Annotated in this window: 12 protein-coding genes; 3 read left to right on the top strand and 9 right to left on the bottom strand. The window is 67.7% G+C overall.

Annotated elements, in window-relative coordinates:
• Positions 1-79: 79 nt before the first annotated feature.
• The 4 genes from SOM26_RS10625 to SOM26_RS10640 form a co-directional block, all read right to left on the bottom strand.
• Positions 80-4,312, bottom strand: coding sequence for a translocation/assembly module TamB domain-containing protein (locus tag SOM26_RS10625; RefSeq protein WP_320452679.1), 4,233 nt, complete (start codon positions 4,310-4,312; stop codon positions 80-82).
• Positions 4,312-6,531: an autotransporter assembly complex protein TamA gene (locus SOM26_RS10630; protein WP_475527925.1), complete on the bottom strand. Its 2,220-nt coding sequence runs from the start codon at positions 6,529-6,531 to the stop codon at positions 4,312-4,314. The genes SOM26_RS10625 and SOM26_RS10630 overlap by 1 nt, the downstream gene beginning before the upstream one ends.
• A 99-nt stretch (positions 6,532-6,630) precedes the next feature.
• Positions 6,631-7,044 (bottom strand): hypothetical protein, encoded by a 414-nt coding sequence (locus SOM26_RS10635; protein WP_320452680.1) that lies wholly within the window; start codon positions 7,042-7,044, stop codon positions 6,631-6,633.
• On the bottom strand, positions 7,041-7,802 hold the full coding sequence (locus SOM26_RS10640) for a prepilin peptidase (RefSeq protein ID WP_320452681.1): 762 nt from the start codon (positions 7,800-7,802) through the stop codon (positions 7,041-7,043). The genes SOM26_RS10635 and SOM26_RS10640 overlap by 4 nt, the downstream gene beginning before the upstream one ends.
• Positions 7,803-7,895: 93 nt before the next feature.
• Between SOM26_RS10640 and SOM26_RS10645 the strand changes: the two genes are divergently transcribed.
• Positions 7,896-9,077 carry an acetyl-CoA C-acyltransferase gene (locus tag SOM26_RS10645; protein ID WP_320452682.1) on the top strand — a complete coding sequence of 394 codons (1,182 nt, stop codon included), beginning with the start codon at positions 7,896-7,898 and terminating at the stop codon, positions 9,075-9,077.
• Positions 9,078-9,458: 381 nt separating this feature from the next.
• Here the strand turns inward: SOM26_RS10645 and SOM26_RS10650 are convergent, their stop codons facing one another.
• Positions 9,459-9,959: an SH3 domain-containing protein gene (locus SOM26_RS10650; protein ID WP_320452683.1), complete on the bottom strand. Its 501-nt coding sequence runs from the start codon at positions 9,957-9,959 to the stop codon at positions 9,459-9,461.
• A gap of 135 nt (positions 9,960-10,094) precedes the next feature.
• Between SOM26_RS10650 and SOM26_RS10655 the strand changes: the two genes are divergently transcribed.
• Complete coding sequence (locus SOM26_RS10655) at positions 10,095-11,093, top strand: 2-hydroxyacid dehydrogenase (protein ID WP_320452684.1); 999 nt, start codon at positions 10,095-10,097, stop codon at positions 11,091-11,093.
• Between the two features lie 96 nt (positions 11,094-11,189).
• Here SOM26_RS10655 and SOM26_RS10660 read toward each other — a convergent pair whose 3' ends face one another.
• Positions 11,190-11,549: a hypothetical protein gene (locus SOM26_RS10660; protein WP_320452685.1), complete on the bottom strand. Its 360-nt coding sequence runs from the start codon at positions 11,547-11,549 to the stop codon at positions 11,190-11,192.
• Positions 11,550-11,719: 170 nt separating this feature from the next.
• Here SOM26_RS10660 and SOM26_RS10665 point away from each other — a divergent pair, with 170 nt between their 5' ends.
• Positions 11,720-11,911 (top strand): YMGG-like glycine zipper-containing protein, encoded by a 192-nt coding sequence (locus SOM26_RS10665; protein ID WP_320452686.1) that lies wholly within the window; start codon positions 11,720-11,722, stop codon positions 11,909-11,911.
• A gap of 5 nt (positions 11,912-11,916) precedes the next feature.
• On the opposite strand, the gene SOM26_RS10670 is transcribed toward SOM26_RS10665, so the two are convergent.
• The 3 genes from SOM26_RS10670 to SOM26_RS10680 all read right to left on the bottom strand — a co-directional run bounded on the left by SOM26_RS10670 (position 11,917) and on the right by SOM26_RS10680 (position 15,038).
• Entirely contained in the window at positions 11,917-12,354 is a 438-nt protein-coding gene (locus SOM26_RS10670; protein ID WP_320452687.1) for a hypothetical protein, read from the bottom strand.
• Positions 12,355-12,408: 54 nt separating this feature from the next.
• Positions 12,409-13,812 carry an NAD(P)H-dependent flavin oxidoreductase gene (locus SOM26_RS10675; protein WP_320452688.1) on the bottom strand — a complete coding sequence of 468 codons (1,404 nt, stop codon included), beginning with the start codon at positions 13,810-13,812 and terminating at the stop codon, positions 12,409-12,411.
• 89 nt (positions 13,813-13,901) lie between these two features.
• A complete protein-coding gene (locus tag SOM26_RS10680) occupies positions 13,902-15,038 on the bottom strand; it encodes a glycosyltransferase family 4 protein (protein WP_320452689.1) in 1,137 nt (378 codons plus the stop codon).
• Between the last annotated feature and the right edge of the window lie 92 nt (positions 15,039-15,130).

The raw sequence follows: 15,130 nt of genomic DNA on the forward strand, positions 1-15,130 counted from the left end.
ACAGTTTGGCGAAACCCCGATTGATGCCCCCACCCGCCCTGCCCCATCGGGAAAGGGAAGGTGAGGGCATCAGCTTCGGTCAAAAGTCGCGCGAGTAACGCAGGCTCGCCGCCGATCCACCGAACGAGCCGGTCTGGGTCAGCAGGCTGAGCGTGCGGGTCAGCGCGATCTGCAACTGGGTCGCGGTAAAGCCGCGCGCGTCGGTGACGATCTCGACATAGATATTGTCGGTCAGATATTTGCCCGCCGCCAGGCTGGTGCCCCTGCCGGTGGCATCATCCGCCCCCAGCACGCGCAGCCGGTCGATCCCCGTCGCCGAACGCAGCTTGCCCAACGGGTTCAGCCCACCGCCACCCGACCCGCGCAGCGAGTTGAGCGCGGCGGCCAGCTGGATCGCCTCGGTCGCCGACAGATTCTCCGGATTGGTCCCGAACAGCAGGCGGCTGAGCACCTCGTCCTGCGGCAGGGTCGGCGTCGAGGTGAAGCTGATCTGCGGACGCTGGCCAGTGCCGGTGACGTTGATGACCGCGGTGATGCCGTCGGTGGTCGTCGTTGCCTGGATATTGATGTCCGGATCGGTCAGCGCGCCGCCGCGGAAGCGGATGGTGCCGCGATTCACGTCGAACCGCTTGCCCGCAAAGCTGTACGTACCGCGCACCAGGTCGAGGCCACCATTGATCGTCGGCGCCGCACTGGTGCCGCCGATGCGCAGGTCCATCTCCCATTCCGACTCCAGCCCCATGCCGGACACGAACAGCTGGTTGGCCGCACGCACCCGCAGGTCGAGGCGGAACAGTCCCGACGGTGCGGCCGGTGCGGGCCGGTCGGTCGGACGCGGCGTGCGGATCTCACTGCGACGGCGCACGCCGGTCAGCTCGGGCACTTCGGCCTGGCCCTGGCGGATGATCTGATAGCGGGCGTTGGGCACGGTCAGGTCGCCCTGGATCAACCCGCCATCGCGGTTGTGCGTCAGGCGCACCGTGCCGCTGGTCGTGGCGGCAAGCGCATCGCTGTCGGCCAGCCGGGCGTTGTTGAGCTGCGCGCGGATGTCGACGGGATAGCCGCTATCCGCCGCCAGCCCGATCGAGCCCTGCGCCTGGATGGTACCCTCGCCCGCCTTGGCCTGCAGGCGGGTGATCTCCAGCCGGTCGTTGTTGAACCGGGCCGCCAGCTGCATGTTGGTCAGGCGGGTGCCATATGCCTCGTTGTCATAGGTCAGGTTGTCGGCGCGCATCAGGCCGTTCAGTTGCGGCGCGGAGACCCGCCCGCCAAAATCGGCGGCGACCGCGATCGGGCCGTTGAGCTGCTGGTTGGGCAGCGCAGCGAAGGAGAACAGCACCGCCGACGGGCCGTTATACCGCAGGCCGCCGGAAAGTGGCGCCTGCATCAGCCGATTGACCCAGCCGCCATTGCCCGGCGGCAGCGGCCGCAGGTTGGCGACCATCCGGCCAACCACCATCTGCCCACGCCGGATCAGCGCGCGCGCCTCTCCGCCATCGGAGACCAGACGTCCGGCGAACACGATGTCGACCGTCTCCGACACCGCCGCCAGCCCGGTACGCCGGAAATTGGCGATGGTCAGCCGCGCCTCGGCCGCCGGGAAGCTGGCATCGCGGGCTTGGGCAAAGTCGAGCGCACCGCTCGCCTGTCCCGAGATGCCCAGGTTCGGCACGAAGGCGTCGAGGATCGACAGCTGCAACTTGTCGAGCCGCGTCTGCACCTTCAGGCCATTGCCATAGGTGCCCGCCATCAGCACAGATCCGCGACCGAAGTCGATCCGGGTCGGCGACAGCTGCCACTCGCCCTTGGCATTCTGGACGCGCGCCAGATTAGCGGTGCGGAAGGGAATGCCGTTGGCCTGCCCCTTGGCCGCCACCAGATAGTTGTTGGGGGACAGCTGTGCATTCAGCGCGACGTTGAACGGGATGCTCGACGACCCGGTCAGCACCGCCTGCGCCGTGCCACGCCCACCGGCATAGTTGACCTTCGCCCGTGCCGACTGGATCACGACCTCGCCATAGCGGGTGTCCGCCAGTTGCGCGTCGGCGACGATCTGCGGCGCGTTGGGGACCATGACAACGCTGGCGTTGACGATGGCGCGGCCGATGGTGAAGTCGACCATGCCCGGCACGCGGGCGTTATAGGCACGCGCGGCGATGTCGGCACGCTGGTTGCCGCCCTGATCGGCCAGTTGCACGCGGCCGTTGATCCCCTGCCCGGCGAATTGCAGCGCGCCCGCGAAAGGCCCCGCCGCCGTCTGCACCACGCGACCGCTCGCATTGATCCCGGCAAAGACCAGGCTGCGAATGTCGACCGCCAGTTGCCGCCCGGTGCTGACCAGCACATCGGCGGTGAAGGGACCGTAATTGGTATCGCCGCGAGCGTTGACGGCATAGGCGCCATTCCGGCCGACGATCCGGGCCTGAAGATTGGCCAGCCCCACGCCGACCCCCGGCCTGGCCGCGCGCAGCACGACCACCGGATTGGTCTGCGATCCCGTCACCCGCGCGGTGATCGGGCCATACTGGTTGGAATAGGCATCTGCCTCGACCGCCAGCGCGCCGTTGGCCGGGTTGTAGCGTCCGCTGCCGCGCGTCACTCGGAACTGGGGCGCGGCCATGCGCAGGCCGCTGAACGTTACAATGCCTTGCGGGCTGTACTCGACATCCGCGCGGATGACGGCGTTGCCGCCCAGGAAGTTGCGTGCGCCCTCGTTGAAGATCTGCTGCGTCCGAACGACCACCCGGCCCTTCATCCCGAAGCCACCCGGCGTCGCCACCAGATTGGCGTCGGTGGTCAGGTTGATGATGCCGATGCTCTCGACCCGGTAGTTGTTGACCCGGCCCTTCAGCGCACCGGTATAGCGCCCGGTGTTCAGGTTCGCGACGACCACCGCGGTCGCATCGATATTATCCGAGCGGATGCGCAGATTGTCCGACAGGATGTTGGGCATGGCGACCGCGAAGTCGCCCTGGATCGCGACGTTGTTGGTCAGCCCTCCCACGGCGGCGTTCAACCCCGCGATCCGCTTCGCCTTCGCCTTGACCGGCACCAGGATGCGGTCGGCATTCACCTTGGCCAGCCCCTCCGCATAGAGGTTCTCGACCGAGGTTTCGCCAAAGCCCAGTGCGGCGGCGCGAATCTTGTAATCCACGGTCGGCGTCGCGAATGCGCCGTCCAGCACCACCCGCGCCAGCACGTCGCGACCGCGCAGGTTCGGTGCGATGGCGCCGGGGGTCAGCAGCTTGGCATCGACCGCGAAATTGCCGAACCGGCTGTTCGCCAGATCGATGAGGCCACCCGCATCGACCATCAGCGCCGAAGAGCGCAGCTTCATCCGCGTGTCGGCACGCCGCTCGTTCAGCGTGGTATCGATCGCCACCTGCAGCGCAGGGGCGGTCAGACGCTCGACCGGTCCTTCCAGATACAGGCCCGGCCGGGTCACGCCCCGCACCTCGATATGCCCGTCGCGAGCGGTGGCGTTGAGATTGGCGAGTTGCCCGCCGCCCAGCGTGGCGATCGCGCGGCCGCTCCAGGCCTTCCAACCGCCGCGCCCGTCGACCGTCAGGGTCAGCGGCGCCTTCAGCCCCGCCATCGACGCGACCACGCCGCCGGTCGGCGCGGTCAGCTTGACGTCCACTGCCAGCCGGTCGGCATCGGGCACCGCGTCGAGGACCAGCCGCAGCCGGTCACCGCCCGCCACGCCGGGGCCGCGCAGGGCATCGGCGCTGGCCGTCACCTGCGCACGCCGGTCGGCGATATGCACCTTGCCGTCGATGGCCAGCACATGCTTTTGCCCCGTCACCGGCGCACCGATCACGAAACGCTTCAGCGTCAGCCGGTTCACATCGATGTCGAGATCGGGGAGCAGCGGCGCGTTCGGGTCGCTGGGCGTCGGCTTCAATTCTGGCCGCCGCGCGAGCGTGACCAGGTCGGCGTTCAGCGAACGGACGTCGACATGGTTCTTGGTATAGGCAAAGGGCCGCCAGTCCACGTCGAGGCGCGGGCTGGACAGGAACACGCCCTTGGGATCGCTGACCCGCAGGTCGACCAGCCGCATCCGGCCATAGAGCGAACCCTCGATCCGCCCGACCTTGATGTTCAGGCCCGAGGCGGTGGTATAGCCGCCAAGCTGGTCCGCGACGAAGCGCCGCCCCGGATCGGTATTGATGCCCAGCAGGACCGCCCCGACCAGCAGGACCAGACCCAGGATCACGATGCCGATCCATTTCAGCACGCGCTGCCAGAGCGGGCGGCGCACGATCACCGTTTCGTTCGCGGGTTCGGGCGACATGGTCTGTTCGTCCGCCATCAGAAGGCCTGCCCGATCGAGATATAGAGGGCGACCTTGCCGTCACCCGGACGCGGATTCAGCGGGGTCGCGACGTCGACGCGCAATGGCCCGAAATTGGTATAGAAGCGCCCGCCGATGCCCGCGCCGAAGCGCAGGTCCTTGCCCGTCGGCAAGGTGCTCTCATAGCTGTTGCCCGCATCGACGAACGGCACGATGCCGAAATTGCCGAAGCGGTAGCGTGCCTCCAGCGCGAACTCGTTGAGGCTGCGCCCGCCGACCGGATTGCCCTGCGGATCGAACGGCCCGAGCCGCTGGAAGCCGTAACCACGCACCGAGCCCCCGCCGCCGCCATAATAGCGCCGCGACGGGGCCAGATCGTCGCGCTCGATCCCGAAGATCGCGCCTGCCCGCGCCCGGCCCGCAATGACCAGGCTGTCGTTGAAGGGATAGTAGAACGTCCCCTCGATCATGGTCCGCGCATAAGGCCGCACCGCGCCGCGCACCGAGGTTTCGGGGCTGAGGTTCAGCTTCAGGCGATAGCCGCGCGTCGGGTTGAGCAGGTCGTTGGACTGGTCGAACACCACCTGTCCCGGAATGGCGGCGATGCCATAGGTGCCGCGCACCCGCTCGCCGCGCGCAAAATCATAGACGCTCTCGTTGGTGCCGGTCAGCTCACCGCCAAAGGCATAGGTGAATTTCTTCTGCCAGATCGGCGTCGAGTCGTAGCTCCAGCGGAAGGCGACCGTGCCGATAAAGGCGTCGAACGCGTCGTAATTCTGGTGGCTGGCAGAGGCGATGACCTGGAACGTCCGGTCGCGCCGCCCGGCATTGGAGCGGCGGAAGGTGCCGCTCAGGCCCTGCTCCTGCGTACCCGCGATGACCGAGGCGATCAGCGCGCCTTCGGGCTTGAAGGCGTTGCGATTGGTGAAGCTGCCCTGCAAGCGCACGCCCTGACCGGTCGAATAACCACCCTCGCCCGACAGGGTCCGGCTCGGCCCCTTGGTCTGGGTCACCTGCAAATCGATCGCCTCGGTGCCGTCGGGGTTCAGGCGACCGGTTCGCTTGGGCTCGACCGCGATGCCGTTGAACAGGCCCGTCGCGACCAGCGCGTTGCGCAGATCGTCGGTGAGCCGCGAATCATAGAGCTGCCCCTCGTCGAAGCGCGGGAAGACGTTCAGGTGATCCAGGTCGAACACCGCATCACCGGTCGTCGTCAGCTTGCCGAACGCCGAGCGCGGCCCGGTATCGACCGGCAGCGTATACGCGCCGACGGGCTCAGGCCCCTGATCCTCCAGCAGGATGTCGCGATCGCCCACCTTGACGAAGGGATAGCCACGCTGCGGCAGCACCAGGCTGACATTGGCCTCCGCGCCCTGGATACGCGCCGCCTCGATCGGGTCGCCGACCTTGAGCGGCAGGTTCTGGCGGACGAGATCGGGCGGCGTCGTAGGATCGGCCTTCACCGTTACCGAGGACAGGCGATAGAGCCGCCCCGGCGTCGCGGTCAGCACGACCTTCAACCGGCCTGCCTCGCCGCTGGCATCCTCGCCCACCCCTTCGCGTTGCAGGGTCGAGATGGCGGTGGCGTCGTAATAGCCGAGCGACTTCATCAGCCGGATCGCCAGCTGCTCGTCCTCACGCGCGCGGGCCGCGACCTGGGTGGCGTTCGCCGCCTTGCCCTTGCCCTCACGCAGGGCCGACAGCCCCTTGAACTCGTCGTCCAGCTTCAACTCGGCCAGGCCGCGTATGTCGATGTCGTAGCGGATTTCGGGGGCCCGCCCGCTCTTGGGATCGGTCGCGGTTTCCAGCGGGGTCGTATCGAAACTGGCCAGCGGGGTCAGCGGCTGGGCGAGCTGCGGGTCCTCTGGCGCGATCGGGCCGATGGTATCGCCGGTGGCCAGCGGCTGCGCGGTCTGGGCACTGGGCAGCGGGGGCGCGGCCTGCGGTACGGGAATGGTCTGCGCGCGGGGCTGGTTCTTCTCCATGGTAGCCATGGATTCCAGCGGCGCGTTGATGTTGCCGCTCAGCGGCGGCAAGGCGGCGTCGAACTGCGCGTCGGGAACGATCGGGGCATTGTCCTGCGCCGCCGTACCGTCGCCCTGGTCCTGCGGCACGCTGGGACCTTGGGCGGGCGCGGTGCCCGGCTTGGCCAGCTGCGCATGCACGGGCGACGAAAACAGGGTGGGAGCAATCAGCGCGAACGCAAGCCAGGTGTGTCTACCGTTCCATTCCGCCACGCTGTCAAAAGCCCCTTTCCAACAGGGCTCCTCCGTATTCGGAACGATCCCCCAACGATCAGCAAACGCCGGGACAGGGCGCAAAGTTCCCTTTCAGGATCAACGCGATGTGGCGGCGCACCCCACAAGACCACCGACCGGCACGACGATTTCGTCCTGATTTCCGCGGATCAGGCGCAATGCCGCCTCCGACACCATCGCCCCATCCTGCAACGTTTCCCGGCGGACGATAGTCATGTCCAGCGTGGCGACAACGCCCGCTCCGGCATAACGCGTCGTGCTGGCCAGCCCCAAAGTGCCGACGCCCCCGGCCTCGGTGGCGGGCAGGTCGACCGGCTTGCCGTCGAGCACCAGGCGCAGCCGTCCCGGTTCGGCCATCGCCACGAAACGCTGGTCCTGAACCGCCCAGAGATACGCGGCACAGCCCTTGTCCGGCAGCGCCTGTGGAGGAAGCGTACCCGGCTCGGGCGGCGCGACAGACTGCGCCAGGGCGAGCATCGACAGCAGCATCATGGCATCCCTCCTATCATCACCACCCAGGCCGGGTAAGCCGCCAGCGCCAGCAACAAACCCAGCGGCACCATGTCCTGCGCGCCGGTTTCATGCCCCAGCAGCCGCCGGAACGCGACGAAGCCCAGCCCGATCACGCACGCCACCAGCAGTATGGCAGGCAACATCCGCCAGCCCATCCACAGGCCGATCGCACCCATCAGCTTGGGATCGCCGCCGCCCATGCCCTCGCGCCCGCGCCACCAGCGATAGCCCGCCGCGATTCCCCATAGCGCGCCGAAGCCGACCACGCCGCCGAGGATGCGATCGTCCAGCGGAGGCACGGGGCTGACCAGGCCGGTCAGCAGCCCGGTCACCGCCAGCCACGCGGTCAACCGATCGGGCAGCCAGAGCGCCAGCGCATCGAGCGCACCCAGCGCCAGCAGCGACCAGCCGAACAGCGCGCCGGTCCATCCGTCCGCCCCGGCGACCCAGCCCGCCACCGCGCCGATCAGCGCCGCCAGCACCTCGATCCGCCAATGCACCGGGTCGATCGGCTGGCGACAGCGCGCACAGCGACCACGCAGCAGGACGAAGCTGAACACGGGGACCAGTTCCCAGGCGCGCAGCGTGCCGCCACACCCGTCGCACGCCGACCGGCCGACCAGGACCGAGCGATCGTCGAGCCAGCGCAACACCAGCGCGGCGACGAACGAGCCCGTGATCGCCCCCGCCCCGCCATAGATCGCGGCCCATGCCGCCGATGCCGCCCCGAACGTCATGGCTCGCCCCTACCCCCTTTGCGTGGCCGGGGCAAAAGGCGTAAGGCGCGCGGCAAACAACGACATCAAAACAGACCTATCGGAGAGTATGCCATGACGGACCCCATCGTCATCCTGTCCTATGCCCGCACCCCCATGGGATCGTTCCAGGGCAGCCTGTCGGGCCTGTCGGCGACCCAGCTGGGTGCCGCCGCCGTCAAGGGCGCGGTCGAGCGGGCGGGTGTCGACCCCGCCCTGGTCGAGCGTATCCATATGGGCTGCGTCCTGCCCGCCGGGCTGGGCCAGGCGCCCGCGCGCCAGGCGGCGATCTTCGCCGGGCTGGGCGAGCATGTCGAGGCGACGACGGTCAACAAGATGTGCGGCTCGGGCATGCAGGCCGCGATCATGGCGGCCGAGGCGCTGGCGGCGGGTTCGGCCGAGATGATCGTCGCGGGCGGCATGGAGAGCATGACGAACGCCCCCTATCTCAGCCACAAGCATCGCGGCGGCGCGCGCATCGGCCATGATACGCTGTACGACCACATGTTCCTCGACGGGCTGGAGGACGCCTATGAACGCGGACGGCTGATGGGCCATTTCGCCGAGGAGGCGGCGCAGGAATATCAGTTCACGCGCGCCGCCCAGGACGATTTCGCCATCGCCTCGCTGGACCGCGCCAAGGCGGCGCAAGGGTCGGGCGCGTTCGACCGCGAGATCGTGCCCGTCACGGTCAAGACCCGCAAGGGCGAAGAACAAATCACCCTGGACGAGCAACCCGCCAAGGGCGATCCCGCCAAGATCCCGACGCTCAAGCCCGCCTTCGCCAAGGACGGCACGATTACGGCGGCCAACGCCTCGTCCATCTCGGACGGTGCCGCCGCGCTGGTAATGACGCGGTTGAGCGTCGCGGAGCGGCTGGGCCTGACCCCGGTCGCGCGGGTCGTGGCGCAGGCCGGACACGCCCATGCGCCCGCCCGCTTCACCACCGCCCCGGTCTTTGCGATGCGCAAGGCGCTGGAGCGTGCCGGCTGGTCGACCGGCGATGCCGATCTTTACGAGGTGAACGAGGCGTTCGCGGCGGTCGCGATGATCGCGATGCACGACCTGGGCCTGTCGCACGACCGGCTGAACGTCCATGGCGGCGCCTGCGCGCTGGGCCACCCGATCGGGGCGAGCGGCGCACGCGTGCTGGCGACGCTGTTGTCGGCGCTGGAGACGAAGGGCGCGCGGCGGGGGGTGGCGTCGCTGTGCATCGGTGGCGGCGAGGCGACCGCGATGGCGGTGGAGTTGATGTAAGGCCGCGCTCCCCCTTCTTCCCCCCTCCCCCTGGCGAGTTTCAGGTCGGTCATGCCCCCGGCATGACCTAGCGTTTGATCCACCAGACCAGACCTGTTGCGTTACCACCCCGGCGGGGGCCGGGGTCCAGTCGGGGGGGCCGTTGTGATGGTCCGGCTCGCTCCATCAATGAAGCCTTCGCAACTGGACCTCGGCCTCCGCCGGGGTGGCGTTTCGGATTGGATGGATCAAACTCTAAGCGATGCGGGGCATCGTTTACCTGAAACTGGAGCAGGGAAGGTATGGAGTCTCACCGAGACCATCGCTTGTGGCCTTCCCTCCCCCATCCCCTCCCGCTTGCGGGAGGGGCGTGCCTGGGATTGAGGGTGCCCCAAGAACGAATTACGGCACCGTCTCGCCCGGCTCGACGCCCCAGATCGACCCCACCGGCACGAATCCGGCCTGCCCCTTCACGTCCAGCCGACACCAGCCGCCGTTACACTCGCTGATCCGCCCGACGACACCCGGAGCCGCACGCCACAGCGTCTTGGCGCCCTCGCTCGGGGCCGAGCGCATGGGCAGTGGTTCGGTGCCGCGCACGATCGCGGTGCGGGTGTTGCGCAGCAGGACCGCGAGCATCCAGCCTTCGGTGCCGTCGGGGTCCTGCACCTTGCGCCATTCCTTGAACGCGGCCAGCACCTTGATGGGCAGATCCTGACGGCGATAGGTCCAGCTGGCGGGATAGGCGCGTGCCGGGCCGGTCCGCATCCGGGCGACCGTCGCGCCGATCGAGCCGTAATAGGGCATGGCGCGCTTTTCCGACGCGGCGATGGCGGCGGGAGCGGCCAGGCCGGTCGACAGCATTGTCGCGATCAGTGCCAGTCCGGCGATCGACCTGCGCATCCATTATCCCTTTAACTGCCCGCCCATCCCGCCTCTACGCCGAGCCGGGGCGGCGCTTCAACCATGTTCGCAAGCGGCTTGCCGAGTTGACGGGGCCGGTTGACGGACGCACGGCCATGCCCCAATCCATGACGCATGGTCGATCCACGCCGCTGCCTGAACCCCAGGGTGGTCGTCACCCGCGAACTGCCCGATCCGATCATGGCGCGGATGGCCGCGCTGTTCGATACGCGGCTGAACCGATCCGACGAGAAGATGCAGCCCGACGAACTGGCCGCGGCAATGGCGGATTGCGACGTACTGGTCCCGACCGTTACCGATGCGATCGACGCCGACCTGATCGCAGGTGCGGGCCCACGCCTGAAGCTGATCGCCAATTTCGGGGCGGGCGTGAACCATATCGACCTGAAGGCGGCGCGCGCGCGCGGTATCATCGTCACCAACACGCCCGGCGTCCTGACCGAGGATACCGCCGACATGACGATGGCGCTGATCCTGTCGGTGCCGCGTCGCCTGGCCGAGGGCGAGAAGCTGGTCCGCTCCGGCGCGTGGAAGGGCTGGAGCCCCGGCGGCATGCTGGGCCACCGGATCGGCGGCAAGGCGCTGGGCATCGTCGGCATGGGGCGGATCGGACAGGCGGTCGCACGCCGCGCGCGCGCCTTCGGCCTGACGATCCACTATCACAACCGCCGCCGCCTGCCCGCCAGCATCGAGGCCGAACTGGGCGCGACCTGGCATGACGATCTCGACGCGATGCTGGGTACGGTCGACATCGTGTCGATCCACACGCCGCTCAACGCCGACAGCCACGACCTGATCGACCGCCGCCGCATCGCCCTGATGCGGCCGCACGTCTATCTGATCAACGCCAGCCGTGGCGGGATCGTCGACGAGGATGCGATGGTCGACGCGCTGGAGGATGGACGGCTGGCGGGTGCGGGCCTCGACGTGTGGCGGCACGAGCCGGAGATCGATCCGCGCCTGCTGGCGCTGCCCAATGTCGTGCTGACCCCGCATATGGGATCGGCCACGTTGGAGGGGCGGGTCGCCTCGGGCGAGCGGGTCATCGCCAATATCCGCAGCTGGGCCGACGGCCATCGCCCGCCGGACCAGGTGCTGGAAGGATGGATTTAGGCCGGGTCGACATCCATTTCATTTCTCCCCTGAAAGGGGAGGAATTAGAAGGGGACTGAATGTTGATCCGCCCTAAAATCCCCCTCCCCGTCTGGATCAGACGGTCTGCACGCGGTAGCTGAACCACGCGCTGACCGAGTGGTCGTAGAGCTGGACCACGTCGTCATCGCTGCGACAGGTGAAGTGGCTCGACGTCGTCCGGTCGAAGCCGCGTGCGGTGCCGTCGCCGATCTCCATATAGATCGATCCCCCCGCCCCGGTTTCGCTGAGTTCGGGCAGGGTGCCGCCGAACTTCACGCCGCGGTCGCCGTCCAGGCCCTGAAGATGCTGGCCGCGCGCCTCCGCCGCGATGCGCAGATGCCGGTCCGCCGACTGGTCGTAGAGTCCGGCCACCTTGTTGCCCGTGACGAGGGCATGGGACGAGGCGGCGACGATCGCACGGATATCTGATTGCATGACCTTTGCCTGACACAGCGGGTGACATGGATCAACCATGTCCTGTTATCACCGTCATGATGCGTTGCGGCATGGTCGCGCGTCGCCGAAACCATGTCAAAATATTGCGGTGCGGAACCGTGGCGGTGCGTCTGCATTCCCTCCCTGTCATTTCAACGGGAGCTACCACCATGAAAAAGCTGGCATTTACCTTTGCCCTCGCCGCCACCGCCATGTCGATCTCGGCCTGCTCGACGCTGAAGGGTGCCGCGATCGGTGGTGCGGGTGGTGCAGGCGTCGCGGCGGCGACCGGCGGTAGCGTCGAGCGTGGTGCAGCGGTCGGCGGGACGGCGGGCGCGGTGGTCGGCACCGTCGCCGACTGATCGGGTCAGGCGGAGGCGGTCGGTCGTACCGCCGCCTCCGCCGCCGCCAAAGCCCGAATGCGCGGCGCATCCTTGGGCCGACCGAACAGCCGGAACAGCGCCAGCAATTCCGAGGACTCCGGCACGAACAGACGCTGACCGGCGATATCGATCCGTTTGCGCGTGGACAGCGCGACCGGCTGCCATTGCCCGGCGACTGCAACGTGCAGCCCCGCCATCACCTCGACTGGGACTGGCGGCTTGTCCCATCTCGCAAAAGCGGCCGAGCGAAACAGCGGGTCGGGCGGCAGTGTCAGTGGCGTCACGCCCATCTGATCGAACACCGCATCCGCCAGCCAGGGTTCGACCAGCAGGTCGACATCCCCGACCGCTCCCGCATCGACGCCGTGCAGGACCATCGCCGCACTGCCGATGATCGACCAGCCTTCGGGAAATGACGCCATCACTCTCGCGACGCTTCGCAGCGTCCCGTAGAGTTCCGGCGTCATCATCTGCGTTTAGTCACCGGTCAGGATGCGATCGACCAGCTGCTTCACGGTCGGCACAAAGCCGTTCGAGTAGAAGGGGTCACGCTTGAAATTGTAAGCGGCATGGCCCGCGAACATCAGATTCTGCTCGACGTCACCGCCATGGGCGATCTCCTGCAGCGTCTTCTGGATACAGAAGCTGCGCGGATCGGCTAGACGGCCGGTCGAATTGGTCTCGCTGTCCGCCCAGCTGGAGAACAGGCACTGCGACAGGCAGCCCATGCAGTCGGCCTGGTCCTTGCGGATTTCCTTGGCTTCCTCGGGGCTCACGAAGACCAGCGTGTTGTCGGGGGTCTTCAGCGCCATGGTGAAGCCGCTGCCGAACCATTCGCGCGCACGAAGCAGGTCGCCCTTGGTCACCCAGAAATTCTTGCCCTTCACGCCCACGTCGAGCTGGAAGACATGGTCGCCGGCTTCCTGGGTCGAAAAGGCGATCTGGCGCTCGGACCGCGCTTCCAGGCTGCGCAGGAACGGATTGCGCACCGCGCTGGAATAGAAACCGGTCGGCGAGAAGCGATGGAGCAGGACATCGCCCTCCTCGATCGTCATCAGCCGCTGCTTCCAATCCTCCGGGATCGGGCTTTCCTGCGTCAGCAGGGGGCGCGTGCCGAACTGGAAGGCGATCTTGCCCAGCTCGGGATTGTCGATCCAGTCGTTCCAGTCGCGTAAGTACCAGACGCCGCCCGCCATCACGATCGGCACATCGTCTGAAATCCCGCCTTCGCGCATCGTGTCGCGCAGCGCCTTCACGCGCGGATACGGGTCCTGCGGCTGCAACGGGTCTTCGGCGTTGGACAGGCCGTTATGGCCACCGGCGAGCCAGGGATCCTCATAGACCACCGCCGACAGCCATTCCGACGCCTTGGAATAGGCGCGCTTCCACAGCGCGCGGAAGGCGCGGCCCGACGAGACGATCGGTAGATAGCTGACCTGGTGATGCGCCGCGATCTCGGACAGCTTGTAGGGCATGCCGGCACCACAGGTCACGCCCGCGACCAGGCCCTTGGTGCGCGCCAGCACGCCTTCCAGCACACGCTGCGCGCCGCCCATTTCCCACAGCACGTTGATGTTGATCGCGCCCTTGCCACCGGCAATGTCCCAGGCGCGCTTGACCTGCTGCACCGCGCCCTCGATAGCGTATTCGATCAATTCCTCGTGCCGCTCGCGCCGGGTCAGCGCGCGGTAGATCTGCGGAATGATCTTGCCCTCGGCGTCATAGCTGTCCGCGTTGACCGCCGACACGGTGCCGACGCCGCCAGCCGCCGCCCAGGCTCCCGCCGAGGCGTGATTGGTCGCAGCGACGCCCTTCCCACCTTCGATCAGCGGCCAGACTTCGCGGCCGTTGTACAGGATGGGGCTCAAGCCTTTGAACACGTCGTTACCTTGTCTGTCCGAAAGGGCCTCATATAGCGTGTTGGGATCGCTTAGCGAGGGGAATTAACAGCACGCCCCGGTGCGGACGATCAGCCCAGAGCGCCGGGCCGCCCCAGGACCTGTTCGTACAATGCCTTGTAGCGCGCGACCATCTGCGCCTGGTCGAACTCGGCGCGCACCCGCGCCTGGTTGGCCGCCCCCGCCTCGGCGCGCAGGTCGGGGTGCGAGATCAACGCCTGGATCACGTCGCGCAGGCGCACCTCGTTGGGCGCATCGGCGATGAACTGGCGATTGGGCTCGGACACCATCATCGGCACATCGCCCACCGGCAGCGAGGCGATGGGCAGGCCCGCGGCCATCCCCTCCAGCACCGAGATCGGCGCCTGTTCGGACATGGAGGACAGCGCCACGATGTCGAAATGGCGGATGTAATTATATGGCCGTTCCAGAAAGCCCGGCATTACCAGCCGGTCGGCGATGCCCATGGCGGCGGCGGCCTGCTGGATATTCGCGCGCTCGGGCCCCTCGCCGACGATCACCAGGCGGAAACGGTTGGGAATGCCGCCCATCGCGCGGACCAGCATCGGCAGGTTCTTGACGGTGCGCAGGCCCGCCAGTGCGCCGACCACGATCTCCTTGGGCTGTCGCACGAAACCCGGAATGCCCTTGGGATCGGGATCGCGGGTGTAGAGCCGGGTGTCGATGCCGTTGGGAATGCGGTGAACACGCTCGGCGGGCTGTTTCCAGGTCTGGCGGGCAATGCCCTCCAGGATATGGCTCGGCACCGCCAGCGCATCCGCCGCCGACAGGGCGATGCGGCGATAGATGTTGCGCTCCAGCTTCAGGCCGCGCGCCTCATCGGCGTTGAAGCCGTCCTCGTGATGCACCAGCGGCGGCGCGCCCTTGGCATAGACGCGGCGCGCCATCACGCCATCGATCGCCCCCCAATTATAGGTCAGCACCAGGTCGAAACGGCGCATATAGGCCGCGATCGCCTCATAGCGTTTGACCGAGGGCTTGCCGGTCAGCGGCGGGGCATCCTGCGCGATCTCGTAGCGGACACCCTTGGCGATGGCATCGCGCGCGCCGAGCTCGTCGGGGATGCCCGATACGATGGTGTGCTTCGCGGCGTCGCCGAATGCGTTCATCAACGCGACCGCGCGCGCCTCCTTGCCGCCCAGCGAGAAGGAGGAGTGGAGATGCAGGATGTGGAGCGGACGGGCCATGGTCGCCGGATTAGCGGGCGGCGGCGGTGTTGAAAACCGCCATCGCCTCCGCGCACTCACCTTTGTCCGAACCACGAAGCGTCATCGCAATG

The sequence above is a fragment of the Sphingomonas sp. CFBP8993 genome, assembly GCF_034044895.1.
Taxonomy (GTDB): Bacteria; Pseudomonadota; Alphaproteobacteria; order Sphingomonadales; family Sphingomonadaceae; genus Sphingomonas.

What these genes read in the sequence shown, in the direction of transcription:
- SOM26_RS10650 (WP_320452683.1), bottom strand. Translation starts at nt 9,959, where the DNA reads ATGCGCAGGTCGATCGCCGGACTGGCACTGATCGCGACAATGCTGTCG.
- SOM26_RS10635 (WP_320452680.1), bottom strand. Translation starts at nt 7,044, where the DNA reads ATGATGCTGCTGTCGATGCTCGCCCTGGCGCAGTCTGTCGCGCCGCCC.
- SOM26_RS10655 (WP_320452684.1), top strand. Translation starts at nt 10,095, where the DNA reads ATGGTCGATCCACGCCGCTGCCTGAACCCCAGGGTGGTCGTCACCCGC.
- SOM26_RS10680 (WP_320452689.1), bottom strand. Translation starts at nt 15,038, where the DNA reads ATGGCCCGTCCGCTCCACATCCTGCATCTCCACTCCTCCTTCTCGCTG.
- SOM26_RS10640 (WP_320452681.1), bottom strand. Translation starts at nt 7,802, where the DNA reads ATGACGTTCGGGGCGGCATCGGCGGCATGGGCCGCGATCTATGGCGGG.
- SOM26_RS10660 (WP_320452685.1), bottom strand. Translation starts at nt 11,549, where the DNA reads ATGCAATCAGATATCCGTGCGATCGTCGCCGCCTCGTCCCATGCCCTC.
- SOM26_RS10670 (WP_320452687.1), bottom strand. Translation starts at nt 12,354, where the DNA reads ATGGCGTCATTTCCCGAAGGCTGGTCGATCATCGGCAGTGCGGCGATG.
- SOM26_RS10625 (WP_320452679.1), bottom strand. Translation starts at nt 4,312, where the DNA reads ATGGCGGACGAACAGACCATGTCGCCCGAACCCGCGAACGAAACGGTG.
- SOM26_RS10665 (WP_320452686.1), top strand. Translation starts at nt 11,720, where the DNA reads ATGAAAAAGCTGGCATTTACCTTTGCCCTCGCCGCCACCGCCATGTCG.
- SOM26_RS10645 (WP_320452682.1), top strand. Translation starts at nt 7,896, where the DNA reads ATGACGGACCCCATCGTCATCCTGTCCTATGCCCGCACCCCCATGGGA.